This is a genomic window from Arthrobacter sp. TJ-254, assembly GCF_058269175.1.
On sequence record NZ_JBZCNF010000002.1, the window covers coordinates 119,210 to 144,474 of the forward strand.

Sequence of the window (25,265 nt, forward strand, 5' to 3'; positions counted from 1 at the left end):
CCGGCAATCCCGATGAAACAACGAGATTGAGCTTACCTCAGAGTTGGGCGCTACCGGAACGTTGGGGCGGCGGGGCCGGGCCGGAGTCCGCCGCCGGTTCAGCCCTGCGATTGCCGCCGCGCGCGCTCGATGAGTTCGCGCAGCGGCTCATCCAGCCGGCTTTCGGGCACCGTGACCCGCTCGATGCCGATGACGATGGTGTAGACGTAACGGTCGCGCCGCTGGTCGGGGGAGGGCTGCTGGGTCTGGTCCTCAGGTGTCAGGACGGAACGCTGCGCCGCTCCGGTCGCCTCGCCGACAAGCGGCAGCCACCGTTCCTCGGCCTCCGCGGGGCTAACCTCGAGGCTCCACGTGCGGGTCATCCCCGCGATGCCGCCGGAGCGGGAGATCTCTATTCTCACGGGGCCACGCCGACCTTTGACCACGCGTCGGCAACGGCGTTGGCTTCCTCGGAGGACGCCCCGTACCGTTCCGCGGCAGCCTGCTCGGTGGCCGCGGCGAAGCCGACGAAGTCGCAGTCGGCGGGGATGTTGCCGCCCACGGCGGCGTCGTACCAGATCTGCCCCGCCCGCTCCCAGGCAAAGCCGCCAAGCTGCCGGGCGGCGAGATAGAACGCATGGTTCGGGATGCCGGAGTTGATGTGGACGCCGCCGTCATCCTCGGCCGTGTCGACGTAGTCCGCCATGACGGCCGGCTGAGGGTCCTTGCCGAGCACGTCGTCGTCGTACGCGGTTCCCGGGGCGGCGAGGGAGCGCAGGGCCTCGCCCTGCACCTCCTCCGTGAAAACCCCCTCCCCGACAAGCCATGCGGCATCGGCGGCGTTCTGCCTCAACAGGTACTGCTCGACCAGAACCCCGAAGACGTCCGAGAGGGATTCATTGAGCGCACCGGACTGGCCCTGGTAGATCAGGTTGGTCGTGTACTGCGTGAAGCAGTGGGCCAGTTCATGGCCGATGACCGTCAGCGACCGCGTGAAGCCTCCGAAGACGTCGCCGTCGCCGTCGCCGAAGACCATGCGCTCCCCGTCCCAGAAAGCGTTGTCGTACTTGTCGCCGAAGTGGACGGTCGCGTCGAGGGGGCGGCCGCCGTCGTCGATCGAGCCGCGCCCGTACACCTCGCTGAACAGGGCGTGGGTCGCGCCGAGTCCGTCGTACGCTTCATCGACCGCGGAATCCCCGGTGGGACCGGCCCCCTCGGCGCGGATCAGGGTGCCGGGAAGGGTCTCAAGGTTCCCGGCGTCGGAGATCCGGCGGTGGAGGGCTGCCTTGATCGTCGCGCCGCGGCGCACCGGTGCGGCAAGGGCCGCGGAACGGGCGGCGAGCAGCGGGTCGAGCTGGACCAGGGCGTGCCGGGCGGCCGATGCCGCCGTTGCATGGCGGGGATCGTCGAGCCGGGCAAGCCGGGCGAGAAGGTGCGGCGGGACGATGGCGCAGAACATGTTGCCTCCTAGGTTGCTCCTCAACGTAGACCACGGTTCCGCTCCCCTCAATGCACCCCGCCTCCTGCGGCGTTCGCCGGGTGCGGCGTCGTACTGTTGGTTCATGAGCGTCGAGAAGAACACCCGCAGCCTTGAGGCCGGGATCGAGCGGGATTTCGCCGACAAGATGAGCTACGGCTCCTACCTGCGCCTGGACCAGCTCCTCTCGGCGCAGCAGCCGGTCAGCCGGCCCGAGCACCACGACGAAATGCTGTTCATCATCCAGCACCAGACCTCCGAGCTGTGGCTCAAGCTCGTCCTGCACGAACTGCGGGCGGTCCGGCGGTTCCTGGGTGCGGACGACCTGCGCGCCGCCATGAAGGGCATTGCGCGCATCAAGCACATCCAGCGCTCGCTCACCGAGCAGTGGTCGGTGCTGGCGACCCTGACGCCGTCCGAGTACGCCGAGTTCCGCGGAGAGCTGGGATCGGCGAGCGGATTCCAGTCCTACCAGTACCGCGCCGTCGAGTTCCTGCTGGGCAACAAGAACGACGCGATGCTTCAGGTCTTCGCGGCCGACCCCGCTGCCCTCTCGCTGCTGTCGGAGCTGCTGGGGCAGTCAAGCATCTACGACGAGTTCATCGCCCTGCTGGCCCGGCGCGGTTACGCCGTGCCGGAGGAGCTCTTGGGCCGGGATTTCAGCAAGGCGCACGAATTCACGCCCGCGCTCGTCCAGGTCTATAAGACGGTGTACGAGAATGCGGCCGAGCACTGGGATGTGTACGAGGCGTGCGAGGAGCTCGTTGACCTCGAGGACAACTTCCAGCTGTGGCGTTTCCGCCACCTCAAGACCGTCGCCCGGACGATCGGCTTCAAGACCGGCACCGGCGGGTCCTCGGGAGTCGGTTTCCTGCAGCGTGCCCTGGAGCTGACCTTCTTCCCCGAGCTGTTCGCCGTGCGGACAGAGATCGGCCGCTGACTCCTGTAGTTTTGTAGCGTGCTGTTCTCCGACCGCGATATCCGTGCCGAAATTTCCGCCTCCCGCATCGAGCTGGATCCCTACGACCCGGCGATGGTCCAGCCGTCCAGTGTGGACGTACGGATCGACAGGTTCTTCCGGCTGTTCGACAACCACAAGTACGCCCACATCGACCCTTCCGAGGACCAGCCGGACCTGACGCGCCTTGTCGAGGTGGCCCCCGATGAGCCGTTCATCCTCCACCCCGGGGAGTTCGTGCTCGGTTCGACCTATGAGATGGTCACCCTGCCCGACGACATTGCGGCCCGCCTCGAGGGCAAGTCCTCGCTGGGTCGGCTCGGCCTGCTGACGCACTCCACCGCAGGCTTCATCGATCCCGGGTTTTCGGGCCACGTGACCCTCGAGCTCTCCAACATGGCGACGCTGCCGATCAAGCTGTGGCCGGGGTCGAAGATCGGTCAGCTGTGCTTCTTCCGGCTGACCTCGCCCGCGGAACACCCCTACGGGTCCGGCGAGTACGGCAACCGCTACCAGGGACAGCGCGGGCCGACGGCGTCGCGCAGCCACCTCAACTTCCACCGCACGTCGATCTAGTTCCCCAGGCGGCGCCGGCTGGCGCGGCGCCCGGCGTCGTTCGCCGGGGACGCCGTCGCCTCTCCGGCGTCGTTCGCCGGGGACGCCGTCGCCTCTCCGGCGTTGAGTTTGCAGCTGACCACCGTTGCTGCGCCGTTTGGCGTTGTGAGGTGTCGATCCGCCGTCGTTAGCCGGCGCCCGGACCGATACGCACATAGCAGCGCCTGGACCCCACCCGCGGCCCTCAGCCCAAGACACTGGCTCTATGCGCAAGCCTCAGCCGTTGCCGGGAACCTTGGCCGGACGGTCCTTCACTCTCGAGGAGGCACTCCGGTTGGGTGTTTCGAGGAGGCGGACGGAAGCCTCCCGGTTTGAGACGCCCAGCCGCGGAATCAGGGTTCCATGGGGCGCCGTCCAGCCGCTCAGCCAGTCGCTCGGACCGCTGCTCGCCGTGAGTCCCGGCGCCGTGGCGAGTTTCTCGACCGCCGCCCGCCTGTGGCGAATCCCCCTACCGCCGGCAGTGGAACGCGACTTCACCATCCACCTCACCTGTCCCCGGGGTATGGCGGGGCCGCGTCGGAAGGGAGTGCGCGGCCACTCAATGAACCTCGGTGCGGCGCAGATAACAGCGCTGGAAGGCATTCCGTTGACCAGCCCGGCCCGCACTTGGTGCGATCTGGCGCAACTCCTCGACCTCGATGCCCTCGTCGCCGCCGGGGATTACCTGGTGAACTGCAATCACCGAATCTTCGGCGAGAAACGCGAGGGGCTCACGTCCCTCGAGGAACTGTCGGAAATGCTGGAAGGCCGGAGGAGGACGCGCGGGGTAACCACCGCACGTCAGGCTCTGGTCCTGATCCGGGTGGGTTCCGATTCGGCGCCCGAAACCGCGCTCCGCCTCGCCCTCGTCCGGGCGGGGCTCCCCGAGCCCGAGCTGGGATTCGTGATCACGGATGCGACCGGTGGCCACGTCGTCTGGCCGGACCTCGCCTATCCGGAGTACAAGGTCGCCCTGCAGTACGACGGCGCACATCACTTCGCGCGGGAGCGGCAGGAACTGGATATTGCCCGCAACGAGGCGACCGCACGAGCCGGGTGGACGCAGATCATCATCACTTCACGCATGATGGACGTCTTCGGATCGACCGCCGCCGTGGTCAAGGTGCGCGACGCGCTGCTGCGCAACGGATGGGACCCTCGCCGGCACCTCGAATGAACTGGGGAACGGCGGGTTCATTCCACCTGATCCCGCGGCATCGGACTGTCGGCGGTCGAGTTGGCAGGTCAACACGTCAACGGCAAGGCGAAGGGTGGTGAGCTGTGGATTCGACGGGTGACGGCATTATCACCACGGTTGCGTTGGCAGGTCACCCCGTTTTCGGAGCGCCGGAGCGTGGTTGCCTGCAGTTTCGGTGAAAGGGGGCCCCACGAAGGGTGGTGAGCTGCAGTTTCGGCGATACGAGGTCCCGCGAAGGGTGATGAGCTGCAGCTTCGATCGGGGAGAACGGGCCGGGGAACGCCGGCCGTCCTCAGGCCGCGGGGACGACGGCGGGAGCCACCTTCCCCGGCGGCTTCACCGGCAGGAGCAGGAGCAGCCCGGCGAGGAGCACCAGGAGGATCCCGATGATCCCGAAGCGCTGCGCACCGAAGATGCCGATGGACAGGGCGAACAGGGTCGGGGCGAGGAAGCTGACGGCGCGCCCTGTCGTGGCGTAGAGACCAAACAGTTCGCCTTCCCCGCCCTCGGGCGCCAGGCGCGCCAAGTACGCCCGCGATGACGACTGGGCCGGCCCGACGAACAGCGTCAGCAGGAGGCCGAAGACCCAGAACGTGGTGTCGCCCGTCCACGCCATCCCGAAGAAGGAGTACGTCTCCGCGCCAAGAATCAGGATGGCGGAGCCCGCGATCAGCAGGCCGACCAGCGCGCCGACGATGACCCGTTTGGGCCCCACCCGGTCATCGAAATAGCCCCCGACCACGGCCCCGAGCGCGGCGATCACATTGCCGGCGATGGCGAAGACGATGACCTGGCTGAGCGTGAAGCCGAAGGTGCCCGCCGCGATGATCCCGCCGAAGGTGAAGACGGCGGCCAGTCCGTCGCGGAACACCGCGCTGGCCAGCAGGAAGAAGATGGTGTGCGGGCTGGTCCGGTAGATCGCCTGGACCCGGCGGATCAGCAGCCCGTACGAGGCGAGGAAGCCGAGCTGCGCGGCCTTGGCCTGGCGCGGTACCTCGGGTACCGAGAACATCACTGGCAGGGCGAAGGCGAGGAACCACAGGGCGGAGAATACGGCCACCAGCCGGATGTTCAGGGCGTCCTCAGTGGAGGAGCCCGGCCAGTCGATCACCGGCTGCACGAAGGCGACGAGCACGATGACCAGGGCAATGATCCCGCCGACATAACCCATGGCCCAGCCGAAGCCGCTGATGCGGCCGATGGTCGCCGGAGTCGAGATCTGGGAGAGCATCGCGTTGTAGTTGACGCCGGCGAACTCGAAGAAGATGTTGGCCGCGGCGATCAGCGCGACACCGAGGATGAGCAGTTCGGGGCGGGGGAAGACGAAGAAACACAGACCGGTGAGGACCGCCACGATGAGGCTGTTCACGCCCAGCCACAGTTTCCGCCGGCCGCCGTTATCGGAGCGCTGCCCGGTCACCGGGGCGAGCAGCGCGATGAGCAGCCCCGCCGCCGCGAGCCCCCACCCCAGGGTCGACGACGCGCGCTCCTCACCGCCGAAGGCATCCGAGGTGAGGTAGACGGTGAAGACGAAAGTGGTCATCACCGCGTTGAACGCCGCAGACCCCCAGTCCCAGGAGGCCCAGGCAAGGACCTGGCGGGAGAAGGTCCGCTCGGGGCGGTGCCCGGACGACGACGGGGCAGCGCTCTTCGCGGGCAGCGGCAGCTGCTGATCCTTGGTCATAGGGTGAATGCTACCGGCGGCCCGTGGAATCGTCGGTCCGGCGCGGTGGACGACTTCAGCGCCCACCGCGGCTTGGGCTTTAGGTCAGGTCGCGGGTCTTCTCGAACCGCTCGATCGCCTTCTGCAGGGTGCGGTTGGTGAACACCTGGATGGTGGTTCTCACTGCACCGGAGACCAGGGCGAATACGAGCGCCGAGCGTACCGTGTTCTCGAGTCCCTCTGTGCCCTTGGGCGAGGATTCCCCGGTGATTTTCTCCCAGAAGAAGTCAACCAATTTGCTTGCGACGATACCGGCGCCCAGGCTCATCCCGGTTCCGAGCAGTTTGAACAGCAATTGCATTGCGTCTCCTTCGGTTGGCTCACTCTCCAACCAAGCCTAACGGTGCCGGGCCGGGGCGGCACTGCCCACCTGGGCCCGCATGGCAGCGTGCCGGAACCCGGGTGTAGACTCGGTCGCGCAAACATACGACAGGGGAGCGCCGGCCCGACGCAGTTACGCTGCTGAAGGAACCGGGCGCTGAGAGTGCGGACAACCGCAGACCCTCGAACCTGATCCGGTTAGTACCGGCGAAGGGAGTCGAGTTCTCAGGGCGAGCGCGGCGGCATATTGGCGCCGTCCATCGCCCTCCCCTCCTGTACCTCAGGAGGATCTTCACAATGGCAGTTTCCAGTGCCAAAACCAGCACAGCTCCAACCCGGCGCCGCCTCGAATGGCGCGTCGTTGACATCGTCGTCGCCTCGGTGCTCGCCGTGGCCGTCGGCGTCGTCTTCTTCGCCTGGTCCGCCGGCTACAGCGGGGTCGTGCTGCTGACCAGCGCGTTTCCGCCGCTCATGGGCCTCTATACCGGCGGCTGGCTCATCGCCGGGGTCCTCGGCGGCCTGATCATCCGCAAGCCCGGCGCCGCGATCTACTGCGAGGTCCTCGCCGCCGCCGTGTCGGCGCTGCTGGGCACCCAGTTCGGCCTGTCCGTGCTGCTCTCTGGCTTCCTCCAGGGTCTCGGCGCCGAACTGGTGTTCCTCCTCTTCCTGTACCGGAAGTGGAACCTCGGCGTCGCCCTGCTCGCGGGGCTCGGGTCCGGCATGGCCCTGGCCGTCAGCGAGAACATCCTCTACAACGCCCTGTGGGCCGTCGATTACCAGCTGCTCTACGTGCTGTTCGCCTCGGTCTCGGGCGTTGTCATCGCCGGGTTGCTGTCCTGGCTCGCCGTGCGGGGCCTCGCGAAGACCGGGGTGCTCTCCTCCTTCGCCGCCGGCCGCTCGGCAGACTGATGGCCCGCACCGACACCGCCCCCGTGGGCGCCACCGCCGAGGGGTGGGGGTGGCGCCACGCGGGTCGTCCCGGCTTTGCCGTCCGGGGCGTCGACCTGCGGATCGAGCCCGGTGAACGGGTGCTGCTCCTCGGCGCGTCGGGATCGGGAAAGTCAACGCTGCTGTCCGCCCTCGCCGGCGTCCTGGGCGACGCCGAGGAGGGCGAGCAGGAGGGCTCGATCCTGCTGGACGGCGCACGCCCGGCCGCCCACCGCGGCCGGGCCGGGCTCGTGCTGCAGGATCCGGACTCCCAGATCGTGCTCGCCAGGGTGGGAGACGAAGTGGCGTTTGGAGCCGAAAACCTCTCGGTTCCCCGGCCCGAGATCTGGCAGCGCGTCCGGCAGTCCCTCGACGACGTCGGACTCGACGTCCCGCTGGACCGTCCCACCTCCGCCCTGTCCGGCGGACAGAAACAGCGCCTCGCGCTGGCCGCCGTGCTCGCCATGCAGCCGGGCCTGCTGCTGCTCGACGAACCCACGGCGAACCTCGACCCGCAGGGCGTCACCGAAGTGCGCGACGCCGTCGTGCGCACCCTCGACCGGACGAAGGCCACCCTCATCGTCGTCGAGCACCGGGTTGCCGTGTGGGCCGATGTCGTTGACCGCGTGGTGGTCCTCGGCGCCGGCGGCGGCCTCCTCGCCGACGGACCGCCCGAAACAGTCCTCACCGGCCCCGCCACCCGCTCCGTCCTCGCAGCGGCAGGGGTGTGGATTCCCGGCTGGCACCCGCCCGTCCCGGGTACCCTGCCGGCGCCGGGTGCTGGTGCGGAACTCCTTGCCGCCCGGGGCCTGGCCGTGGCACGGACCAAGCGCGGGCCCGCCGTCCTCGAAGGGGTGGATCTCTCCCTGCGGGAGGGCTCCGCACTGAGCATCGTGGGCGCGAACGGGTCGGGAAAGTCGACGCTGGCGCTCACCCTGGCCGGGCTCCTGCCTGCCCGCGGAGGAACGCTCGCCGCAACGGACGCGCTGGCCCGGGGCTCCGGAAGCAACCCGGCCCGCTGGAAGTCCTCGCAGCTGGTCCAGCGCATCGGTTCGGTGTTCCAGGACCCCGAGCACCAGTTCCTGACCGGCACCGTCGCCGACGAGCTGGCCTTCGGTCCGCGGTCGGCCCGCGAGCCCGAGGCGCTGTACCGTCCCCGCGTCGAGGCGCTCGCCGAACGCCTGCGCCTGACCCACCTGCTGGCAGCCAACCCGTTCACGCTGTCCGGCGGTGAAAAGCGGCGGCTGTCGGTCGCCACAGTGCTTGCCACCCGTCCCGGGGTGCTGGTGCTGGATGAGCCCACCTTCGGCCAGGACGCCGGAACCTGGGCCGAACTCGTGGGGCTGCTCCGGGGACTGGTCGCCGAGGGCTGCAGCGTCGTCTCCGTGACGCACGACGACGACTTCACCCGCGCGCTCGGCAGCGGCGTCCTCGAGGTGCGCACCGGCAGGGCCGAGCTGCGGGCGGCGGCATGAGCGCCGACCTGCTCACCCCGGTCCTCAGCGGGACGGTGCTGCTGCGCGCCAACCCGCTCTCCAAGCTGTTCGCGGCAGGCATCGTCACGGTCGCCGTCATGCTCAGCATCGACTGGGTCAGCGCCGCCGTCGCCCTCACCGGTGAGATCCTCCTGATGCCCCTGCTGGGGATCAGCATCCGGCGGCTGTTCCTGCGGATCTGGCCGCTGGTGATCGCCGCGGCCCTCGGCGGCTACGGCACCGCGCTGCTCGCCGAAAAAACCGGCAGGGTCCTGTTCGATGCCGGACCCTTCCTCTTCACCGAGGACTCGGTTGCCGCCGGCATCGCGGTGGGCCTGCGCGGGCTTGCCGTGGCGCTGCCCGGGATCTTCCTGCTGGTCTCCACCGACCCCACCGACCTTGCCGACGCCCTCGCCCAGAAGCTGCGTCTTCCCCACCGGTTCGTCCTTGGCGCGCTGGCCGCCCTGCGGCTCGCAGGGCTCCTGCTCGATCAGTGGCGGATGCTCGGGCTGGCACGCCACGCCCGAGGCGCCGGGCCCGACGGCAGCCCGTTCGCGCGCGCCGGCGACTTCCTCGGGCAGTCCTTCGGGCTGCTCGTCCAGGCGATCCGCCGCGCCACCCGCCTCGCCGTGGCAATGGAGGCCCGCGGCTTCGGCGCCGGGGAGCGGACCTGGGCGCGGCAGAGCACCTTCAGCGCGGTCGACGGCTGGGTCGCCCTCGCGGGCGCGGCACTGGCCACGGCCGCCGTCAGCGCCGCCGTCTATGCGGGAACGTGGAACCTCATCGTGTCCTGACCGTTGGCGCCGGGAAAGCCGGGCCGGGACAAGATGAGCCGGTCAGCTCAGAGGAACCGGTCGACGAGCGCAGACAGCTCTTCGGTCAGCTCGGGAGCCACGGGGATCGGATTTCCGTCGATCGCGGTCACCGGTGCCAGCAGCCGGATGCTCGAAATGAGCCACACGGCGTCGGCGTCAAGGAGGTCCTTGGGCTCCAAGGGGCCGTACCCCAGCTGCCAGCCGGCTTCGGCGGCGGCGCGGAACAGGGCGCCCTGCGAGGTTCCGGGCAGGATGCCGCTCTCCAGCTGCGGGGTGATGAGCGTCTTGACGCCGTCCCGGCGCCGGGCGATCAGCACGGTAGAGGTCGGGCCCTCAAGGACCTTGCCGTCGGAGGAGGTGAAAATGACGTCGTTGGCGCCGTGTTCCTTCGCATACCGGATGGCGGCCATGTTCACCGCGTAGGAGAGGGTCTTCGCGCCAAGCAGCAGCCACGGCGCGCGCTGGGCGACAGTGCTGTCGTACCCGCGCTCGAGCAGCAGCACCGCCACGCCGGTCTCGCGCTGCTTCCTTGTGGCCGGCGGGACGGCGGAGACCTGCACCCACGCCGTCGCTCCGCGGCCCTCCACGCCGCGCGTTGCGACAAGCTTCACGACAACCTCGGCGTCCTCCGGGGATGCCGCCGCATATTCGGCAAGCCCGGTGCGCATGGCCCTGCTCCAGGCCTCGGCGGCGGGAATCCTGAGGGCCAGGGCCGACGCCGACGACGCCAACCGCTCAAGGTGGGCCTGTTCCTTCCGCGGCGTGCCGCCGACGGCGAGGAGGGATTCGAAAATGCCGTCGCCGCGCGTCGCGCCCTGGTCGGTCGCCATGAGCTGGGGTTGGGACGCATCGACGACGCGGCCGTGCTCGAATGCCGGATCGAGGAACACCAGTACAGTCATGACGTCAGCATAACGGGCGCCCCGGAGGCGGCCCGGAGGGTACCGCCTAGGAGGGAACGCCTCCGCGGCCGCCGCGCGGATGCGGAGGCGGAGGACCGGTTGACTGCCGCACGACCACCTCGGGCCCGCCCGGAACCATGATGTCTTCGGGAGGGGCGCCTTCGAGCTGGGCGCAGAGAGCGTCGACGGCCGCCTGCCCCAGCTCCATCAGCGGCATGGCGATGGCGGTCAGGGGAGGGTGGAGGAAGCCGGCAAGCGGGAGGTCGTCATAGGAGATGACCGAAATGTCCTCGGGAACGCTCAGCCCCGCGTCGTGGACGGCGGAAAGGACACCGATTGCCTGGTTCAGCGTGCTCGCGTAGATCGCGGTCATCTCCGGATGATCCAGCAGCAGCCGGGTGGCGGCCGCGAAGCCCCCCTGCTCGTTGAACTCACCCGGCTCGATGAACGGCTCGGGTATTCCGGCCCTCCGTGCGGCCCCAAGCAGGCCGGACCGCCGGCTGATGGTCGGCGTGAGGTCCTCGGGGCCCGAGACGTGCCCGATCTGCCGGTGCCCCAGCGCGAGCAGGTGGTCGAGGGCGGCGCGGCTGGCCGCCTCGATGTTCAGCGAAATGTTGCGGCCCGACCCGGAGACGACGCGGTTCACGAAAACATGCGGGATCTGGGAATCGGGAAGCATACCCAGCAGGGGGTGGTCGGAGCGCGCCGAGGCGATCAGGAGGCCGTCGACGCGGTGGCTCGCCACGAGGTCGGCGAACTGCCGGTCGACGCCGAAGTCGGCGGCGTCCTCGGCGAGCAGCATCGCGAAGCCGCGGGCCCGTGCCTGCTGGACCGCGCCGCGGGTGATGCGGGAGTAGACCGGGTTCGTGAGGTCGGGGATGAGCAGGGCCAGGGCCCGCGTGCTGGCCCCGGCCAGGGCGCGGGCACCGGTGTGCGGCTGGTATTCGAGGTCCCGGACCGCCTCGAGGATCCGCACGCGTGTCTCCTCGCGGATGGAGAGGGTGCCGTCGTTGTTGAGGACCCGGGAGACGACGGACTTGGTGACGCCGGCGTGGTTGGCCACGTCGATGAGCCGTGACCTCTGCTTTGGCCTGACCGGTGTATCGGAGGAATCGCGCACTGAACCTCCCTTTAGACCCATGCGGCACTCTGATTGTGTCACAGGAGACAGTGTGATGTTGACCTCACTCTGGATTCGCCGTAGGGTGGACGCCGCCGGAGAAAACCGGTTTTCTACAGTGCCGGACCGGCCCTTAGGGACGGCCGACCCATCAGCGGTAACCATGCCCAAAGGAGTGACAATGGCCAAAATCGAAACGATGCGGACGGACCTTTACCGGATCCCCCTGCAGCAGACGCTGACCGACAGCATGCACGGGGTCATGCTTGACTTCGAACTCATCACCGTCCGGGTGACCGACAGCGACGGCGCCGTTGGCCTTGGCTACACCTACACGGTCAACCACGGCGGCGCCGCCGTGGCCGTCATGATCGAGCGCTACCTGGCGCCCCTTCTGCAGGGCCAGGACGCCGACCGCATCGAATCCATCTGGCAGCAGTCATGGTGGGCAATGCACTACGCGGGCCGCGGCGGGCATGTCACCTCCGCCATCTCGGCGATCGATATCGCGCTGTGGGACCTCAAGGGCAAGAAGGCCAACGAACCGCTGTGGCGCCTGTTCGGCGGGTTCGACCCGAAGGTGCCCGTCTATGCCGGTGGGATCGACCTGCAGCTGCCGATCGAGGAACTGCTGGCCCAGGCCGACGGCTACCAGCAGCAGGGCTTCCGTGCCATCAAGATGAAGGTCGGGCGCCCCCACCTGCGCGAGGACGTTGCCCGCGTGGCACGCATGCGCGAGCACCTCGGCGAGGACTTCCCGTTGATGGTTGATGCGAACATGAAGTGGAGCGTCGATGAGTCGATCCGCGCCGCCCATGCCCTTGCCGAGTTCAACCTGGTGTGGATCGAGGAGCCCACGATCCCCGACGACATCGCCGGATACGTCCGCATCGTCCGCGAGGGGCGCCAGCCGATCGCCGGAGGCGAGAACCTCCACACCCTCTACGAATTCCAGCAGGCCATCTCCGCAGGAGCCATCACCTTCCCGGAACCCGATGTCAGCAATTGCGGCGGCTACACCACCTTCCGGAAGATCAGCGCTCTCGCTGAGGCACACAACCTTCCCGTGACCTCCCACGGCGTGCACGACCTCACGGTGCAGGCCCTTGCGGCGGCTCCCAACCGCACCTACATGGAAGCCCACGGGTTCGGCCTTGACGCCTACCTCGCCGCGCCCCTGCGCATCGAGGACGGCTTCGCCGTCGCCCCGGAGCTCCCCGGCCACGGCGTCGAGCTTGATTTCGCCGCACTCGAAGGGGTGCGTTCATGACGGCTTCGGAAGTCCTCGCCCGCGAACCCGCCCGCGAGCCCGTCCGACCCCGCCGGTTCCAGCGGCCCGCCCCCGGCATGCGCTGGCGGATCATGGGCTCGAATGCGGCAGTCCTTTTGCTCAACTACGGAGACCGCGCGGCGCTCGGTGTTGCGGCGCCGCTGATCATTCAGGAGTTCGGGTTCAGCACCAGCACCATGGGGCTGATCCTCGGTGCCTTCGCCTTTACCTACGCACCCGCCTGCTTCGCCGGTGGCGCGCTCGCCGACAAGTACGGCTCGCGGAAGGTAATGGCCATCGCGGCCCTGTGGTGGTCGATCGCCACGGCGCTCGCCGCCTTCTGCTTCAACTTCGCCAGCTTCTTCCTCCAGCGCCTGCTCTTCGGGCTCGGTGAGGGGCCGCAGGGTGCGACGACGGCGCGCACCATGGGCAACTGGTTCCCCCGGCGTGAATATGCGACGGCCATGGGCCTGACCTTCGCCGCCAACCCGCTTGGTGCAGCCCTTGGCGTGCCGGTCGTGTCCGCCCTGCTGATCTGGTCGAACAACAACTGGCGGGTGCCCTTCCTGGTGCTCGGCGGCATTGGCATTGTCATCGCCGCGGGCTGGTACTGGGTGGTCCGCGACAAGCCGGAGCAGCACCCCCGCATCACCGCCGAGGAGCTCGCTCTCATCTCCTCGGACCGGACGCCGGTGGACGAGGTTTCCACCGAGGAGGTCCCCAAGCTCTCCTTCTACCTGCGCCAGCCCGCCGTCATCGCCAACGCGCTCGCGTTCTTCGGGTTCAGCTGGATGCTGTTCATGTTCCTGTCCTGGTACCCGACCTACCTTGTCCAGACCCAGGGCATCGACCTCAAGGAGCTTGCCTGGGCCGGATCCCTTCCCTGGGTGGCCGGCGCCATTGGAACGGCGCTCGGCGGGGTGCTCTCCGACCGGCTCGCCAGCAAGGCCGCCGTGCCGCTGACCGTGCGCAAATGGGCAACCGCGCTGTTCCTGGCGGTCAGCGGCGCCCTGTGCATCCCGCTGGCGACTGTGAATTCGCTGGCCTTCGCTGTAAGCCTCTTCGCCGTCGTCCTGTTCCTGCTCTACCTGGCCAATGTGCAGTTCTTCGCAATCGTCCGCGATGCGGTGCACCCTGCCCGCCTCGGCGGGGTCACGGGCTTCGTCCACTTCTGCGCCAACATGGCCGGCGTAATTGCCCCCATCGTCACTGGATTCCTCATCGAGGACCTCGGGTCCTGGACCGGGGCCTTCACCCTCGCCGCGGCCCTCGCTATCGTCGGCGCGGTCGCCTTGGTTATTGTCAAGGCACCCCCGGCGTTCGTTCCCGGCGCACAAGCACAAGCATCACCGGCTTTGGAGGGATGAAATGTCAGACCAGTTGAAAATCATCATCACCGACTGCGACCACGATTCAATCGCCATCGAGGAGGAGCTCGCCCGCAGCCGCGGCGCCGACCTCAAGCTTGCCTCCTGCCGCACCGAAGACGACGTCATCGCTGCTGCCGCAGGCGCCGACGGGATCCTCGTCCAGTACGCCCCCATCACCGCCCGGGTGCTCGACGCCCTCCCGGGGCTCAAGGCCATCGGGCGCTACGGGGTGGGCGTTGACACCGTCGACATCGAGGCCGCCACCGCCCGCGGCGTCGCCGTGTGTAACGTTCCCGACTACGGAACCGAAGACGTCAGCGACCACGCGATTGCACTGGCCCTGACGCTGGCGCGGGGGGTCGCGCAACTGGACCGCCGCATGCGCGCCGGAGAGCACAGCCTGGCCCCGGTCCAGCCGCTGCACCGGACCGCGACCCGGGTCTTCGGCATCGTGGGCCTCGGGCTGATCGGGTCGGCGACGGCCCGCAAGGCCCGCGGCATCGGGTACACGGTGATCGGCTATGAACCGCGACTCCGCCCGGGATCTCTCACCCAGGACGGCGTCGAAGTCGTCGGGTTCGAGGACCTCCTCGCCCGCGCCGACGTCGTCTCCCTCCACGTGCCGCTGACCGCCGAAACGCACCACCTGATCGACGCCGGCACCGTGTCGGCCATGAAACCCGGCGCGGTGCTGGTCAACACGTGCCGGGGCGGGGTTGTGGACACCGATGCGGTCGTCGCGGCCCTCGAGTCGGGGCAGCTCTCCGGGGCCGGCCTCGACGTCTTCGAACAGGAGCCGCTGCCGGCGGACCACCCCCTCCTGCGGCTCGAGAACGCGGTGCTGACCCCCCACGCCGCCTGGTACAGCGAGGAATCCTACGGAGAATTGAAAAGCAGGACCCTGCAGAACGTGCTCGACGTCTGCTCCGGAACCGTCCCTCGCAACATCCTCAACCCGAAAGTTCTCTCATGACCACCTCCAATTCGACAATGAAGGCCGCCGTCCTCACCGCGCCGGACACCGTCGCGATGCAGCAGGTTCCCCTGCCCGAGGTGCCCGAAGGCTGGGCGCTGATCAAGGTCGAGTACACGGGCCTGTGCGGCACCGACTTCTCCATCTATCACGGCACCCACCCGCGGGCCAAGACGCCGCTGATCATGGGCCATGAGATCACCGGAACGGTCGCCGTCGCCGCACCGGGAGGTCCGGCCGAGGGAACCCGGGTGGTCGTGGAGCCGCTGATCACCTGCGGCACCTGCGGGCCCTGCTCCGACGGAAACACCCACGTATGCCAGAACCTGAACCTCTACGGCATCGACGCGCCGGGCTCGCTCGCGGAATACGTCGCCCTTCCGGCACACGCACTCCTTCCCGTCGATCCCGGTGTTCCCGCACGGCAGGCGGCCCTCGCGGAGCCCCTGGCCGTTGCGGTCCACGCCGTTTCCCGTTCCGGGCTGTCAGGCGGGGAGCGGGTCGCCGTCTTCGGGGCCGGCCCCATCGGGCTGCTCACAGCCCTTGTCGCCCGTGAAGCCGGCGCCGGAGAGGTGTTCCTGATCGAACCCAGCGAGCACCGCCGCGAGGCGGCCGAACGGTTCGGTTTTCCGGTCGTCGCCCCGGGTGACAACCCGGTGGACACGGTGCGCTCCAGAACCGGCAACGCCGGGGCCGACATCGTTTTCGACTCCGCGGCCCATCCCAGCGTCGCCGCCGCCCTGTCCGGGGCAGCGCGGGTGCAGGGAACCATCGTGCTCGTCGGCGTCTACAAGGAACCGGCGAAGCTCGACCTGCAGGGCATCACCTTCGCCGAGCAAAGGCTCCTCGGGGTGCGCGTCTATACCCGCCAGGACATGGAACGGGCCGTCGCGCTCATTGAAACCGACGTGCTGCAGCTGAGCCGGATACCGGTCGAGGTCTTCCCGCTCGAGAAGGTGCCCGACGCCTTCACGAAGGCCATGTCGGCCAGTGGCGTCCTGAAGGTCCTCGTCGGTTCGGCGGCGGAAGAGAGCGGGGCGGCTCATGTCTAACCCCTTCGACCTCACCGGACGAACCGCCGCCATCACCGGCGCCTCCCGCGGCATCGGCCAGGCCACGGCCCGGGCCCTGCTCGAGGCGGGAGCCGACGTCATCGCCCTCCAGCGCAGCGCACTCTCCGCGGAACTTGAGGAGACCGCCGGACGGCTGGGCCGCAGCATCCGCCACATCCCGGTGGACCTGACGAGCGAGGACTCAATCGCTGAAGCGATCACCGCGGCACTGGCCGCCTCCGAGGTGCACATCCTCGTCAACAACGCCGGGACGCAGATCCGGCACGATGCCGTGGAATTCCCGCTGGCGGACTTCGACACCGTGATGCAGGTCAACACCCGCGCCGTCTTCCAGCTGTGCCAGGGCTTCGGCGCCCCCATGCTGGAGCGCGGCGAGGGGAAGATCGTGAACCTCGCCTCGATGCTCACCTTCCAGGGCGGGTTCCGGGTGCCGGCGTACGCTGCATCAAAGGGCGCGGTGGGGCAGCTGACCAAGGCCCTGAGCAACGAATGGGCGGGCCGGGGAGTCAACGTCAACGCCGTCGCCCCCGGATACTTTGCCACCGACATGAACGAGGCCCTCCTGGCCGACGGGAGCCGCTCGGCGCAGATCCTCGAGCGCATCCCCGCAGGACGCTGGGGGAAGCCGGACGACCTGACAGGAGGAGTCGTGTTCCTTGCCTCGCGGGCCGCCGACTACATCCACGGCACAATCCTTCCCATCGACGGCGGGTGGCTGGGCCGATGACTGCTCCCTCTTCCGTTCAGCGTCCTCCGGCCGGGCCGGCCCTGCTCCGGAATCCCGTGATCGCGGTGCTCCGGGCGGGCCATGCCGACCAGTACGCCCCGGTGATCGAATCGCTCCTCGCCGGAGGGGTCACCTCGATCGAGCTCACGCTCAGCACCCCCGGCGCGCTCGAGGAGCTTCCACGGCTCCTCGAACGCTTCGGGACCGCTGCGGACATCGGCATCGGCACCGTCACCGGAGTGCAGCAGGCGCAGCAGGCCATCGACGCCGGAGCGGCCTACATCGTCACCCCGGTGATGGACCTTCCCACAGTGCGCCTTTGCGTGGAGCGGGGCGTCCCGGTCTACCCCGGGGGCCTGACGCCCACCGAACTGCTGGCAGGGTGGAATGCCGGGGCCACGGCGGTCAAGCTGTTCCCCGCATCCACCGTCGGAGCCGGGTACATCGGGCAGCTGCGCGGGCCCTTCCCTGACATCGAGGTCATCCCCAGCGGCGGCGTCGGCATCGCCGATGTGCCCGGCTGGATTGAAGCCGGTGCGCTGGCCGTCAGCCTGGGCGGTCCGCTCCTGCAGGACGCCTTCGCCGGAGGAAGCCCGGCGGGACTGATCCAGCGGGCCCGGGAAGTCTCCGAGCTGGTGGCCCGGTCGCGGCAACCGGCCACAGCCGGGGGAGCAGGGAAATGACAGGGGCCCCGGGACCGGGTCTGCCGGGCGCCACGGGCCGGGACGGCGTCATCACCTTCGGCGAAACCATGGCCCTCATGCGGGCGCAGACGCCGGGGCCGCTGGCCCACGCCTCCGAACTCGGCCTGGGCATCGGCGGGGCCGAAAGCAATGTCGCAATCGCCCTGGCCCGGCTCGGCACCCCCGTGGCCTGGTTCGGCCGGGTGGGCGAGGACAGCCTGGGCGACCTCGTGGTCCGCGAACTGCGCGCTGAAGGACTCGCTGTGCGTGCCATCCGGGACCCGGGGGCGCCAACGGGGCTCATGATCAAGGAACGGCGCACCCAGCACACCCAGAAGGTCTGGTATTACCGCGCAGGCAGCGCCGGATCACGGCTGGCGCCCGCCGACGTGCCCGTCGACGAAATCGGCGCCGCCCGGCTCCTCCACATCACCGGCATCACCCCGGCGCTCTCGGGGACTGCCGCCGACGCCGTCGACCTCGCCGTTCAGGCAGCGAGGGCGGCGGGCACCCTCGTCTCCTTCGACGTCAACTACCGCGGGGCGCTGTGGAGTGCCGACGCCGCCTCCCCCGTGCTCCGGCGCCTTGCGGCCAGGGCGGACATCCTGTTCGCCGGCGACGACGAGGCGGCACTGCTCGTGGGCCAGGCGGACGGCCCGAAGGAACTCGCGGAACGGCTCGCCGGGCTGGGGCCGTCGCAGGTCGTCGTAAAGCTTGGGGCCCGCGGGTGTGCGGCCCTGGTGGACGGGGCGTACTTCGAGCAGGTGGCGATTCCCGTTCAGGCGCTCGACACGGTTGGTGCCGGTGACGCGTTCGTGGCCGGCTACCTCGCCGAACGGCTGCAGGGGCTCGCGACGGAGGTGTGCCTGCTGACGGCCGTGCGCACCGGAGCCTTTGCGTGCCTCGTTCCAGGTGACTGGGAGGGAATGCCGAAGCGCAGCGAACTCGGGCTGCTCGAGGCGGCGGATCCGGTCTCACGCTGAGCGGGCTGCTGCCCGTGTCCGACGGCGCCGCTGCGCGCGGGCCTCAGCCGGGGAACACGGCGCCCAGAGCCGAAAGGACGCCGTAGGCCTTGGTCCGCACTTCCTCCCACTCCTCGGCCGGCACCGAATCGGCGGTGATCGCACCGCCCACCCCCAGCGAGAGGCGAGCCCCGCGGCCGTCATCCTCGATGACGAGCGTGCGGATGACGACGGCGAGGTCCGCCGCGCCGCTCAGCGAGAAGTACCCTGCCGCGCCGGCGTAGGCGCCCCGCGGCCCCTGCTCCAGCCGGTCGAGCAGTTCCATTGTGCTGATCTTCGGGGCGCCGGTCATCGATCCGGCCGGAAAGGCCGAGGAAACCGCCTCAGCGCGGGACGAGCCAGGGCGCAGCCGGGCATCGATGGTGCTGACCATCTGGTGCACGGTGGCGTAGGTTTCGATGGCGCACAGCCGGCTGACCGTCACCGAACCGGGCACCGCGAAGTGGGAAAGGTCGTTGCGCAGCAGGTCAACGATCATGATGTTCTCGGCGCGGTCCTTCAGCGACGTGGCCAGGTCCCGCTTCAGGGCATCGTCCTCTTCTGGGTCGGCCGAGCGGCGGCGGGTTCCCTTGATCGGCTCGGCGCGCAGCGAACCGTCAGCGCCGAGCTTCAGGAAGCGTTCCGGGGAGGTGCTGGCAAGCGCCAGCCCAGGGAACCGGAGAAAGTGCGCAAACGGTGCCGGATTGGCGGCGCGCAGTGCGAGGTAGAGCTGAAGCGGATCGACCGGAGTGTCAAGCCGGGCGGCGAGTTCAGTGGTGAGGCACACCTCGTAGGTGTTTCCCTCGGCGATTTCGGCCTGGGCCTTCCCGATTTTCGCAAGGTAGCCGGAACGGTCGTCGCGGGAGGTGAAGACCGGAGCGTGCGGAATGGCCGGGCCCTGCGTGGGCGCGGCCGTGGGGATGGCTGAACCGGCGGCTTCGACAGCGGTCGCTGCCGATCCGGCCACCTCTGCACCGGAAGCACCGAGCACTGCGGCCCGGGCCGCCTCGAACCACCGACCCAGCTCGGGGTCGGCCGAGCCGTCGCCGAGGGTCAGCAGGAACGCGCAGCGGTCCCGGTGGTCGACCACGACGGCGCGCCCGGCGAAGATCAATGCCGCGTCGGGCAGCGCGGTGGCAGGCAGCGAGGAGCCGCCGGTTTCCCGCTTCAGTTCGTAGCCGAGGTACCCCAGCCAGCCGAGGGTGAACCCGCACTCGTAACCGCCAGGGGCACCAAAGCTGCCGCGCCCCCACACGCCGTCGAGCCACCGGAAAAACGGCCCCGCGATGCGGGCGGTGACGGCGCCGGCGGTGACTTCGGTGAGGCCCGCGCGGTGGCGGACGGACTGGCCGAACATCCCGCCGTCGTCGGCCATCACGGTAAAGCGGCTGCGCTCCGGCGGGGGAGAACCGGCAGCACCGGCGTCAGAGCTGTCGAGCCACACGGCGGACGGCGATCGGCCGTACAGCGCGGCGAAAAGAGCCGGGGTGTCGGGTTCGTGCCCGATCCGTTCAGCCGAGACGGCCAGCCCGCGGCGTCCTGCCCGCTCGGGGGACATCGCCGCCGACCAGCGGGGCAGCCCGGACAGGGCCAGCCGCACCTGGGGCGGGGTGGTGGTCCCACGGTGGCCCTGAACCAGAAGGTCGGCGTTGACGGCGGGGGCGTCCTGCCCGAGCCAGGTCAGTTCCTGCTCGGCCCAGTGCTGCCAGTACGGTGCGAAGGTGTCGCCGTCACGGGTGAGCGCGCTGGTGCGGCGGACGTCGTCGGGCGCCTCCACCCAGAGCGCGGCGTCGAGGTAGGGGCGGGCCGCCGCGCAGGAGGCCCCGACCCCCTCGACGATCACGATTTCGGCCGGCTCGGTGTGCCGCAGCGGGCCGTCTGTGCCGTTTTCCCAGTCCCAGGCGTGCCAGGACGCGGATTCGCCGGCGGCAAGGGGACGCAGGACCGTCTCGACATAACGGGTGAGGCCTTCTGCCAGTCCGTCCCAGCCCGGGTAGATGTCCTCGAGGTGGAACAGGCTCACCCGGTGGTGCTCGCGCAGCAGTGCCGCGAGTTCAACGGCCAGGGTGGTCTTGCCCGCGCCGGAGCGGCCGTCAACGGCGAGGATCAGCGGGACGTCCGCACCGCCGGCCCGTGCTGCCACCGCTAGGACCCCTTCACATGGTTCACCGGGCTGGAAAGGGCGGGATCAGGCGAGGGCAAGCAGGACCCCCACTGTGACGAACAGCGACCCGAAGACGCGGTTGAGGATCCGCTGACCGCGCTGGTCGCGGGTGAAGCGCTGGAACGAGCGGGCGGTTGCGGCATAGAAGAACCACATCACGAGGACGTCGATGGCGATCACCGTACCCGCCAGCACCCCGTACTGTCCCAGCAGGGGTTCGTCGGGGCGGATGAACTGCGGAATGAACGCCAGGAAAAACACGACGGCCTTCGGGTTGAGCAGGTTCACCCACAGCCCGCGGCGGAACATGGACAGCGGGCCTTCGCGGCGGCGGGCTTCGGAGGCCTCCTCCAGATCCGGTGCCTGAAGGAATTTTCGCACCCCAAGGTAGACGAGGTAGGCGGCTCCGGAGTAGCGGATCACGTTGAAGGCGACCGGCGAACTCGCAACGAGCAGCCCGACTCCGGCTGCCACGACGGCGATGTGGATCAGCAGCGCGGCCTGCTGGCCGGCGATGCCCCAGATCGCCCGCCGGAAGCCGACGGTGAGCGCGTTGCTCATGGTGTTCACCGCGCCGGCGCCGGGGGTGAAGCTGATGAGGGTGCCGGCACCCAGAAGCGCAAGCCAGACCGAGGGGTTCACCTGTTCATAGTAAATCGTCCCGCCCGGGGCGCCCTACCGGAGCCCTGGAACCACGGACCTAGGACCGGGCGATGATTTCCGTGCTGGGGATCAGGAACGTGCCGGCCGGCGCCTGCGCCCAGGCGAGCCACCCGGCGGAGATGCGCTCGAGCGCGGCCTTGTCGGCGAGCCCGCGTTCGAGGGCCTGTTCCGCGAAGGCGGAGTGGAGCACCCGTTCCGCCCACGACTGCGCGTGCCACTGCCTCCGCTCCTCGCTGGCGTAGAGCCAGTTCGAGGAGGAGATCTCCACCTCCTCGAAGCCCGCCTCCTGGGCCCAGCCGAGCAGGCGGCGCCCGGCGTCGGGCTCGGCGCCGTTGCCGCGCGCAATGGCCTGGTACAGCGCCATCCACTCGTCGAGTTCGGGCAGCTGGGGGTACCAGGTCATGGCGTGGAAGTCGGCGTCGCGCACCGCGACGAGCCCGCCCGGGCGGGCGACACGGCGCATCTCGCGCAGCGCGGCAACCGGGTCGACGAGGTGGTGGAGCACCTGGTGGGCGTGCACCAGGTCGAAGGTTTCGTCGGGAAAGTCGAGGTCGTAGACGTTTCCGGTCTGGAAGCGGACATTGGCAAGCGAGGCGTGAAGCTCGGCGGCTTCGGCCACCACGTCGGGGGAGCGGTCGAGGCCGGTCACCGTTCCGGGGCTGACGGCCCGCGCGAGGTCCGCGGTGATGCTTCCCGGACCGCAGCCGACGTCGAGGACGTCCATGCCCGGCCGCAGGTGCGGGATCAGGTAGGCGCCGGAGTCCGCAAGGGTGCGGGTCGCATGAGCCTGGGTGACGCTTGGATGATGGCCGTGGGAGTACACCTCGCTGTTCATGGTCTGAGGTTAGACCCCGGAGGGGAAACGGTCAGCCTCCCCGCGTCATTCTTCGCAGCAATGGTTGCGGCGGTGACACTTTCCATCATCGTCTTCAGCAGGGCGAGCTCGTCGTCGGTGTACCGGGCGAGGGCGTCGGAGATGTGCCGGGCGAGGGGGGCGAAGAGCCGGTTCCCGGCAGCCTGCGCCTTCTCCGTCATCTGGAGGTGCACCTGCCGGCGGTCGACGTCGCTGCGCGTGCGGGTGACGTGGCCTGCCGAGGTGAGCCGGTCGATCAGCGCCGTGGTGGCGGGGGAGCTGAGGTTGAGTTCCTCCCGCAGCCTGCTGGGGGTGACGACCGTTCCCGACCGCGCGGCACCGACCATGACACCCAGCGCGTGAAGGTCCGTCGGGTGCAGGGCGTCCTTGGTGCTGACGACGTCGACATACCGCTCCGTCTCGGCGGTGAACTGCTGCAGGAGCGCCAGCAGATCCGCCCGGTTGTCATTGGCCACTGTTTACACCTCGTTTCATTTCCTACTCTATGCGCCCTGCCGAGTATCTCCATCATGGATATACTCGGCAATAGAGATAATCCTTCGAGAGGCTCCACAATGAAAAGCATCTGGCTGCGCGTCCTGCTTCCCGCCGTCATCGTCCTGATCTGGCTCGCCGGTGCCGCCGTCGGCGGGCCCACCTTCGGGCGCCTCGAGGAGGTGTCGAGCAACGACCAGGCGGCCTTCCTCCCCGCCAGCGCCGAATCAACGGCGGCCGGCGAGTTCGAGGAGCAGTTCCGCAGCTCCGATGCGGTGCCGGCCGTGATCGTCGCCGAATCGACGAGCGACATTCCGCCCCGGGACCTCGGCGCCTATGCCGAGGTGGCGGGTCGGCTGGCGGAGGTCGAGGGGCTCGAGGCCCCCGCCGGAGGAGGCCCGGCCGTCGTGGGTCCCATCCCCTCGGAGGATCTCAGGGCCGTGCAGTACATCGCGTTCGTCTCGGCCGACGCCGAGCTGGGCGAGGTCGTCGCCGAGCTTCGCGGCGTGCTCAACGAAGAACTGCCGGACGGCGCCACCGGGTATGTGACAGGACCTGCCGGATTCACCGCCGACCTGGTCAGCGCGTTCGGGGGCATCGACGGCATCCTGCTGGCCGTGGCACTCGGCTGCGTGTTCGTCATCCTGCTCGCCGTCTACCGTTCCGTGGTGCTGCCGTTCCTCGTGCTCCTGACCTCCGTCTTCGCACTGTCCACCTCGATCCTGGTGGTGTTCGCCTTCGCCAAGTGGGACTGGATCCAGCTCAGCGGCCAAAGCCAGGGCATCCTCTCAATCCTGGTGATCGGCGCTGCAACCGACTACGCGCTCCTGCTGGTGGCCCGCTTCCGGGAAAGCCTGGGCGAGGTGCAGTCGCCCTGGGAGGCCATGAAGATGGCCTACCGGGGATCGGTTGCAGCCATCGCGGCGTCGGGGGCGACCGTCATCCTGGGGCTGCTGTGCCTGCTCTTCTCCGACCTCAACTCCAACCGCAGCCTTGGACCCATTGCCGCAATCGGGATCGTCTTTTCCGTTGCTGCGGCGCTGAGCCTGCTCCCGGCGCTGCTGCTGCTCTTCGGCCGTGCAGCCTTCTGGCCGCTGCGCCCGAAGGTCGGAGCTAACTCCCGCAACGCCTCAACCGGCGGGCCGGCGGGCACCGAAGGCCTGCGCGGGCTGTGGCGCCGTGTCGGCGTCCTTGTGGCGCGCCGGTACCGCGCCGTCTGGATCGGCTCACTGCTGGTCCTCGTCGCCGGGGCCTTGGGGCTGACCCAGCTGCAGGCAAGCGGCGTGCCCCAGTCCGAGCTGATCCTCACCTCCTCCAACGCCGTCGACGGGCAGGAGGCCCTCGGCCGCCACTTTGACGCCGGCTCCGGCAGCCCCCTCGCCGTCGTTGCCCCCGAGCAGGACCAGGACCGCGTCCTGGAAATCGTCGAAAACCAGCCCGGCGTCTCCGAGGCGGCCCTCACGGTCGACGGCGCCGGGGTGCCCGTGGTCAAGGACGGGAGGGTGCTGATCAACGGTACCCTCGAATACCAGGCCGACTCCGAAGACGCCGAAAACGTTGTGCGCGACCTCCGCACGGCGCTGGAGGGCGAAAGCCCCGATTCGCTGGTCGGGGGCGTCACGGCGATTGCCGTCGACACCAACGACACGGCGCTCGCCGACCTCGGCAAGATCATCCCCATCGTCCTGGCCGTCATCCTTGTGGTCCTGATGCTCCTGCTGCGCGCAGTCGTTGCCCCGGTGCTGCTCATCCTCAGCGTCGTGCTCTCCTACGCGACAGCCCTCGGCGTCTCCGCGCTGGTGTTCAACAACCTGCTCGGGTTCGAGGGCGCCGACGCGTCGGTGCCGCTGTTCGGCTTCGTGTTCCTCGTGGCGCTGGGTGTTGACTACAACATCTTCCTCATGACCCGGGTTCGGGAGGAGTCCCTGCGGCTGGGAACCCGCCCCGGCATCCTGCGCGGGCTGGGCGTGACCGGCGGGGTCATCACCTCCGCCGGAGTGGTGCTGGCGGCAACCTTCGCGGCCCTCGGCGTCATCCCCATCCTGTTCCTCGCCCAGATTGCCTTCATCGTGGCGTTCGGGGTGCTGCTCGACACGGTCCTCGTGCGATCACTGCTCGTGCCGGCGCTCGCCTACGACCTCGACCGGCGCATCTGGTGGCCGTCCGCCCTCGGCAGGGGCCAGATGCCGGCGCACCGGGCGGCGGAGCCCGACGCCGACGAGCACGAGCACCGCGCGGTGGCGGCCCACCGCGGCTAGGGTCTGCGGGCCGGCCACACGGCGGGTCGTCCCGACACTGACGCCCGGGGAGCGCGGGTGATGGGTGGGCATGTCCGGACATGCCCACCCATCGGCGCCGGCCGGTGGGCAGGGGCAAACCGGAGGGAGCGGCTGTCAGGCGATGCCGCCGTCTCCTGACCCTCCGCGTCCGTCACTGCTGGCCGTGCACATTTTCCCAACGCCGTTGCCATAAGTAATAAGGGCCCTTAGCGTTGACGGGGTCCA

25 protein-coding genes and 1 riboswitch are annotated in these 25,265 nt (G+C 69.3%); of the genes, 14 read left to right on the forward strand and 11 right to left on the reverse strand.

What is annotated here, in order from left to right; all coding sequences use genetic code 11:
• Positions 1-98 precede the first annotated feature (98 nt).
• Both AC4D14_RS05600 and AC4D14_RS05605 read right to left on the reverse strand, forming a co-directional pair.
• Complete coding sequence (locus tag AC4D14_RS05600; RefSeq protein WP_490900609.1) at positions 99-401, reverse strand: protealysin inhibitor emfourin; 303 nt, start codon at positions 399-401, stop codon at positions 99-101.
• The gene (locus AC4D14_RS05605; RefSeq protein WP_490900610.1) at positions 398-1,438 is read right to left on the reverse strand and encodes a M4 family metallopeptidase; all 1,041 of its coding nucleotides are present in this window, start codon (positions 1,436-1,438) and stop codon (positions 398-400) included. The genes AC4D14_RS05600 and AC4D14_RS05605 overlap by 4 nt, the downstream gene beginning before the upstream one ends.
• 103 nt (positions 1,439-1,541) lie before the next feature.
• Here AC4D14_RS05605 and kynA point away from each other — a divergent pair, with 103 nt between their 5' ends.
• Together kynA and dcd are read left to right on the forward strand one after the other, a co-directional pair.
• Entirely contained in the window at positions 1,542-2,396 is an 855-nt protein-coding gene (gene kynA / locus AC4D14_RS05610; RefSeq protein WP_490900612.1) for a tryptophan 2,3-dioxygenase, read from the forward strand.
• A gap of 18 nt (positions 2,397-2,414) precedes the next feature.
• Positions 2,415-2,990: a dCTP deaminase gene (gene dcd / locus AC4D14_RS05615; protein WP_490900613.1), complete on the forward strand. Its 576-nt coding sequence runs from the start codon at positions 2,415-2,417 to the stop codon at positions 2,988-2,990.
• Here dcd and AC4D14_RS05620 read toward each other — a convergent pair.
• A complete protein-coding gene (locus AC4D14_RS05620; RefSeq protein WP_490900615.1) occupies positions 2,987-3,112 on the reverse strand; it encodes a hypothetical protein in 126 nt (41 codons plus the stop codon). The genes dcd and AC4D14_RS05620 overlap by 4 nt on opposite strands.
• Positions 3,113-3,234: 122 nt before the next feature.
• Between AC4D14_RS05620 and AC4D14_RS05625 the strand changes: the two genes are divergently transcribed.
• Positions 3,235-4,185 (forward strand): endonuclease domain-containing protein, encoded by a 951-nt coding sequence (locus AC4D14_RS05625; RefSeq protein ID WP_490900617.1) that lies wholly within the window; start codon positions 3,235-3,237, stop codon positions 4,183-4,185.
• A 313-nt stretch (positions 4,186-4,498) separates the two neighbouring features.
• On the opposite strand, the gene AC4D14_RS05630 is transcribed toward AC4D14_RS05625, so the two are convergent.
• Positions 4,499-5,890 carry an MFS transporter gene (locus tag AC4D14_RS05630; protein WP_490900618.1) on the reverse strand — a complete coding sequence of 464 codons (1,392 nt, stop codon included), beginning with the start codon at positions 5,888-5,890 and terminating at the stop codon, positions 4,499-4,501.
• A gap of 79 nt (positions 5,891-5,969) precedes the next feature.
• Complete coding sequence (locus AC4D14_RS05635) at positions 5,970-6,230, reverse strand: DUF4235 domain-containing protein (protein ID WP_490900619.1); 261 nt, start codon at positions 6,228-6,230, stop codon at positions 5,970-5,972.
• 120 nt (positions 6,231-6,350) lie between these two features.
• A riboswitch (TPP riboswitch) is annotated at positions 6,351-6,483 on the forward strand.
• A gap of 64 nt (positions 6,484-6,547) precedes the next feature.
• On the opposite strand from AC4D14_RS05635, the gene AC4D14_RS05640 reads away from it, so the two are divergent.
• Genes AC4D14_RS05640 through AC4D14_RS05650 form a run of 3 tightly spaced genes read left to right on the forward strand, consistent with a single transcriptional unit; the run spans position 6,548 to position 9,446 of the window.
• Entirely contained in the window at positions 6,548-7,159 is a 612-nt protein-coding gene (locus AC4D14_RS05640) for an ECF transporter S component (RefSeq protein ID WP_490900621.1), read from the forward strand.
• Positions 7,159-8,652, forward strand: a complete 1,494-nt coding sequence (locus tag AC4D14_RS05645) for an ABC transporter ATP-binding protein (protein WP_490900622.1) — start codon at positions 7,159-7,161, stop codon at positions 8,650-8,652. The genes AC4D14_RS05640 and AC4D14_RS05645 overlap by 1 nt, the downstream gene beginning before the upstream one ends.
• Positions 8,649-9,446, forward strand: a complete 798-nt coding sequence (locus tag AC4D14_RS05650; protein ID WP_490900624.1) for an energy-coupling factor transporter transmembrane component T family protein — start codon at positions 8,649-8,651, stop codon at positions 9,444-9,446. Before AC4D14_RS05645 ends, AC4D14_RS05650 begins: the two co-directional genes overlap by 4 nt.
• Positions 9,447-9,493: 47 nt before the next feature.
• On the opposite strand, the gene AC4D14_RS05655 is transcribed toward AC4D14_RS05650, so the two are convergent.
• Both AC4D14_RS05655 and AC4D14_RS05660 read right to left on the reverse strand, forming a co-directional pair.
• Positions 9,494-10,369, reverse strand: coding sequence for an aminodeoxychorismate lyase (locus AC4D14_RS05655; RefSeq protein WP_490900626.1), 876 nt, complete (start codon positions 10,367-10,369; stop codon positions 9,494-9,496).
• A 46-nt stretch (positions 10,370-10,415) separates the two neighbouring features.
• The gene (locus tag AC4D14_RS05660) at positions 10,416-11,489 is read right to left on the reverse strand and encodes a LacI family DNA-binding transcriptional regulator (protein WP_490900628.1); all 1,074 of its coding nucleotides are present in this window, start codon (positions 11,487-11,489) and stop codon (positions 10,416-10,418) included.
• 181 nt (positions 11,490-11,670) lie between these two features.
• Here AC4D14_RS05660 and AC4D14_RS05665 point away from each other — a divergent pair, with 181 nt between their 5' ends.
• Genes AC4D14_RS05665 through AC4D14_RS05695 form a run of 7 tightly spaced genes read left to right on the forward strand, consistent with a single transcriptional unit; the run spans position 11,671 to position 18,568 of the window.
• Complete coding sequence (locus AC4D14_RS05665; protein WP_490900630.1) at positions 11,671-12,759, forward strand: mandelate racemase/muconate lactonizing enzyme family protein; 1,089 nt, start codon at positions 11,671-11,673, stop codon at positions 12,757-12,759.
• Positions 12,756-14,126 carry an MFS transporter gene (locus AC4D14_RS05670; protein WP_490900631.1) on the forward strand — a complete coding sequence of 457 codons (1,371 nt, stop codon included), beginning with the start codon at positions 12,756-12,758 and terminating at the stop codon, positions 14,124-14,126. Before AC4D14_RS05665 ends, AC4D14_RS05670 begins: the two co-directional genes overlap by 4 nt.
• A gap of 1 nt (position 14,127) precedes the next feature.
• On the forward strand, positions 14,128-15,102 hold the full coding sequence (locus AC4D14_RS05675; RefSeq protein ID WP_490900632.1) for a C-terminal binding protein: 975 nt from the start codon (positions 14,128-14,130) through the stop codon (positions 15,100-15,102).
• On the forward strand, positions 15,099-16,154 hold the full coding sequence (locus tag AC4D14_RS05680; RefSeq protein WP_490900633.1) for a zinc-dependent alcohol dehydrogenase: 1,056 nt from the start codon (positions 15,099-15,101) through the stop codon (positions 16,152-16,154). Before AC4D14_RS05675 ends, AC4D14_RS05680 begins: the two co-directional genes overlap by 4 nt.
• The gene (locus AC4D14_RS05685) at positions 16,147-16,902 is read left to right on the forward strand and encodes an SDR family oxidoreductase (protein WP_490900634.1); all 756 of its coding nucleotides are present in this window, start codon (positions 16,147-16,149) and stop codon (positions 16,900-16,902) included. The genes AC4D14_RS05680 and AC4D14_RS05685 overlap by 8 nt, the downstream gene beginning before the upstream one ends.
• Positions 16,899-17,585, forward strand: coding sequence for a bifunctional 4-hydroxy-2-oxoglutarate aldolase/2-dehydro-3-deoxy-phosphogluconate aldolase (locus tag AC4D14_RS05690; RefSeq protein ID WP_490900636.1), 687 nt, complete (start codon positions 16,899-16,901; stop codon positions 17,583-17,585). The genes AC4D14_RS05685 and AC4D14_RS05690 overlap by 4 nt, the downstream gene beginning before the upstream one ends.
• A complete protein-coding gene (locus AC4D14_RS05695; protein ID WP_490900637.1) occupies positions 17,582-18,568 on the forward strand; it encodes a sugar kinase in 987 nt (328 codons plus the stop codon). Before AC4D14_RS05690 ends, AC4D14_RS05695 begins: the two co-directional genes overlap by 4 nt.
• Before the next feature lie 43 nt (positions 18,569-18,611).
• Here the strand turns inward: AC4D14_RS05695 and pabB are convergent, their stop codons facing one another.
• The 4 genes from pabB to AC4D14_RS05715 are packed head-to-tail and all read right to left on the reverse strand — an operon-like array spanning position 18,612 to position 22,742.
• Entirely contained in the window at positions 18,612-20,729 is a 2,118-nt protein-coding gene (gene pabB / locus AC4D14_RS05700) for an aminodeoxychorismate synthase component I (protein WP_490900638.1), read from the reverse strand.
• Between the two features lie 45 nt (positions 20,730-20,774).
• On the reverse strand, positions 20,775-21,392 hold the full coding sequence (locus tag AC4D14_RS05705) for a LysE family transporter (protein ID WP_490900640.1): 618 nt from the start codon (positions 21,390-21,392) through the stop codon (positions 20,775-20,777).
• Between the two features lie 58 nt (positions 21,393-21,450).
• On the reverse strand, positions 21,451-22,248 hold the full coding sequence (locus AC4D14_RS05710) for a methyltransferase domain-containing protein (RefSeq protein ID WP_490900642.1): 798 nt from the start codon (positions 22,246-22,248) through the stop codon (positions 21,451-21,453).
• Entirely contained in the window at positions 22,245-22,742 is a 498-nt protein-coding gene (locus AC4D14_RS05715; protein ID WP_490900644.1) for a MarR family winged helix-turn-helix transcriptional regulator, read from the reverse strand. Before AC4D14_RS05715 ends, AC4D14_RS05710 begins: the two co-directional genes overlap by 4 nt.
• 99 nt (positions 22,743-22,841) lie before the next feature.
• Here AC4D14_RS05715 and AC4D14_RS05720 point away from each other — a divergent pair, with 99 nt between their 5' ends.
• Positions 22,842-25,019, forward strand: a complete 2,178-nt coding sequence (locus AC4D14_RS05720) for an MMPL family transporter (RefSeq protein ID WP_490900646.1) — start codon at positions 22,842-22,844, stop codon at positions 25,017-25,019.
• Positions 25,020-25,265: the final 246 nt, after the last annotated feature.

What these genes read in the sequence shown, in the direction of transcription:
- AC4D14_RS05685 (WP_490900634.1), top strand. Translation starts at nt 16,147, where the DNA reads ATGTCTAACCCCTTCGACCTCACCGGACGAACCGCCGCCATCACCGGC.
- AC4D14_RS05655 (WP_490900626.1), bottom strand. Translation starts at nt 10,369, where the DNA reads ATGACTGTACTGGTGTTCCTCGATCCGGCATTCGAGCACGGCCGCGTC.
- AC4D14_RS05640 (WP_490900621.1), top strand. Translation starts at nt 6,548, where the DNA reads ATGGCAGTTTCCAGTGCCAAAACCAGCACAGCTCCAACCCGGCGCCGC.
- AC4D14_RS05695 (WP_490900637.1), top strand. Translation starts at nt 17,582, where the DNA reads ATGACAGGGGCCCCGGGACCGGGTCTGCCGGGCGCCACGGGCCGGGAC.
- AC4D14_RS05690 (WP_490900636.1), top strand. Translation starts at nt 16,899, where the DNA reads ATGACTGCTCCCTCTTCCGTTCAGCGTCCTCCGGCCGGGCCGGCCCTG.
- AC4D14_RS05630 (WP_490900618.1), bottom strand. Translation starts at nt 5,890, where the DNA reads ATGACCAAGGATCAGCAGCTGCCGCTGCCCGCGAAGAGCGCTGCCCCG.
- AC4D14_RS05665 (WP_490900630.1), top strand. Translation starts at nt 11,671, where the DNA reads ATGGCCAAAATCGAAACGATGCGGACGGACCTTTACCGGATCCCCCTG.
- AC4D14_RS05680 (WP_490900633.1), top strand. Translation starts at nt 15,099, where the DNA reads ATGACCACCTCCAATTCGACAATGAAGGCCGCCGTCCTCACCGCGCCG.
- AC4D14_RS05605 (WP_490900610.1), bottom strand. Translation starts at nt 1,438, where the DNA reads ATGTTCTGCGCCATCGTCCCGCCGCACCTTCTCGCCCGGCTTGCCCGG.
- AC4D14_RS05675 (WP_490900632.1), top strand. Translation starts at nt 14,128, where the DNA reads ATGTCAGACCAGTTGAAAATCATCATCACCGACTGCGACCACGATTCA.
- AC4D14_RS05710 (WP_490900642.1), bottom strand. Translation starts at nt 22,248, where the DNA reads ATGAACAGCGAGGTGTACTCCCACGGCCATCATCCAAGCGTCACCCAG.
- AC4D14_RS05720 (WP_490900646.1), top strand. Translation starts at nt 22,842, where the DNA reads ATGAAAAGCATCTGGCTGCGCGTCCTGCTTCCCGCCGTCATCGTCCTG.
- AC4D14_RS05645 (WP_490900622.1), top strand. Translation starts at nt 7,159, where the DNA reads ATGGCCCGCACCGACACCGCCCCCGTGGGCGCCACCGCCGAGGGGTGG.
- AC4D14_RS05635 (WP_490900619.1), bottom strand. Translation starts at nt 6,230, where the DNA reads ATGCAATTGCTGTTCAAACTGCTCGGAACCGGGATGAGCCTGGGCGCC.
- AC4D14_RS05625 (WP_490900617.1), top strand. Translation starts at nt 3,235, where the DNA reads ATGCGCAAGCCTCAGCCGTTGCCGGGAACCTTGGCCGGACGGTCCTTC.
- AC4D14_RS05670 (WP_490900631.1), top strand. Translation starts at nt 12,756, where the DNA reads ATGACGGCTTCGGAAGTCCTCGCCCGCGAACCCGCCCGCGAGCCCGTC.
- AC4D14_RS05650 (WP_490900624.1), top strand. Translation starts at nt 8,649, where the DNA reads ATGAGCGCCGACCTGCTCACCCCGGTCCTCAGCGGGACGGTGCTGCTG.
- kynA (WP_490900612.1), top strand. Translation starts at nt 1,542, where the DNA reads ATGAGCGTCGAGAAGAACACCCGCAGCCTTGAGGCCGGGATCGAGCGG.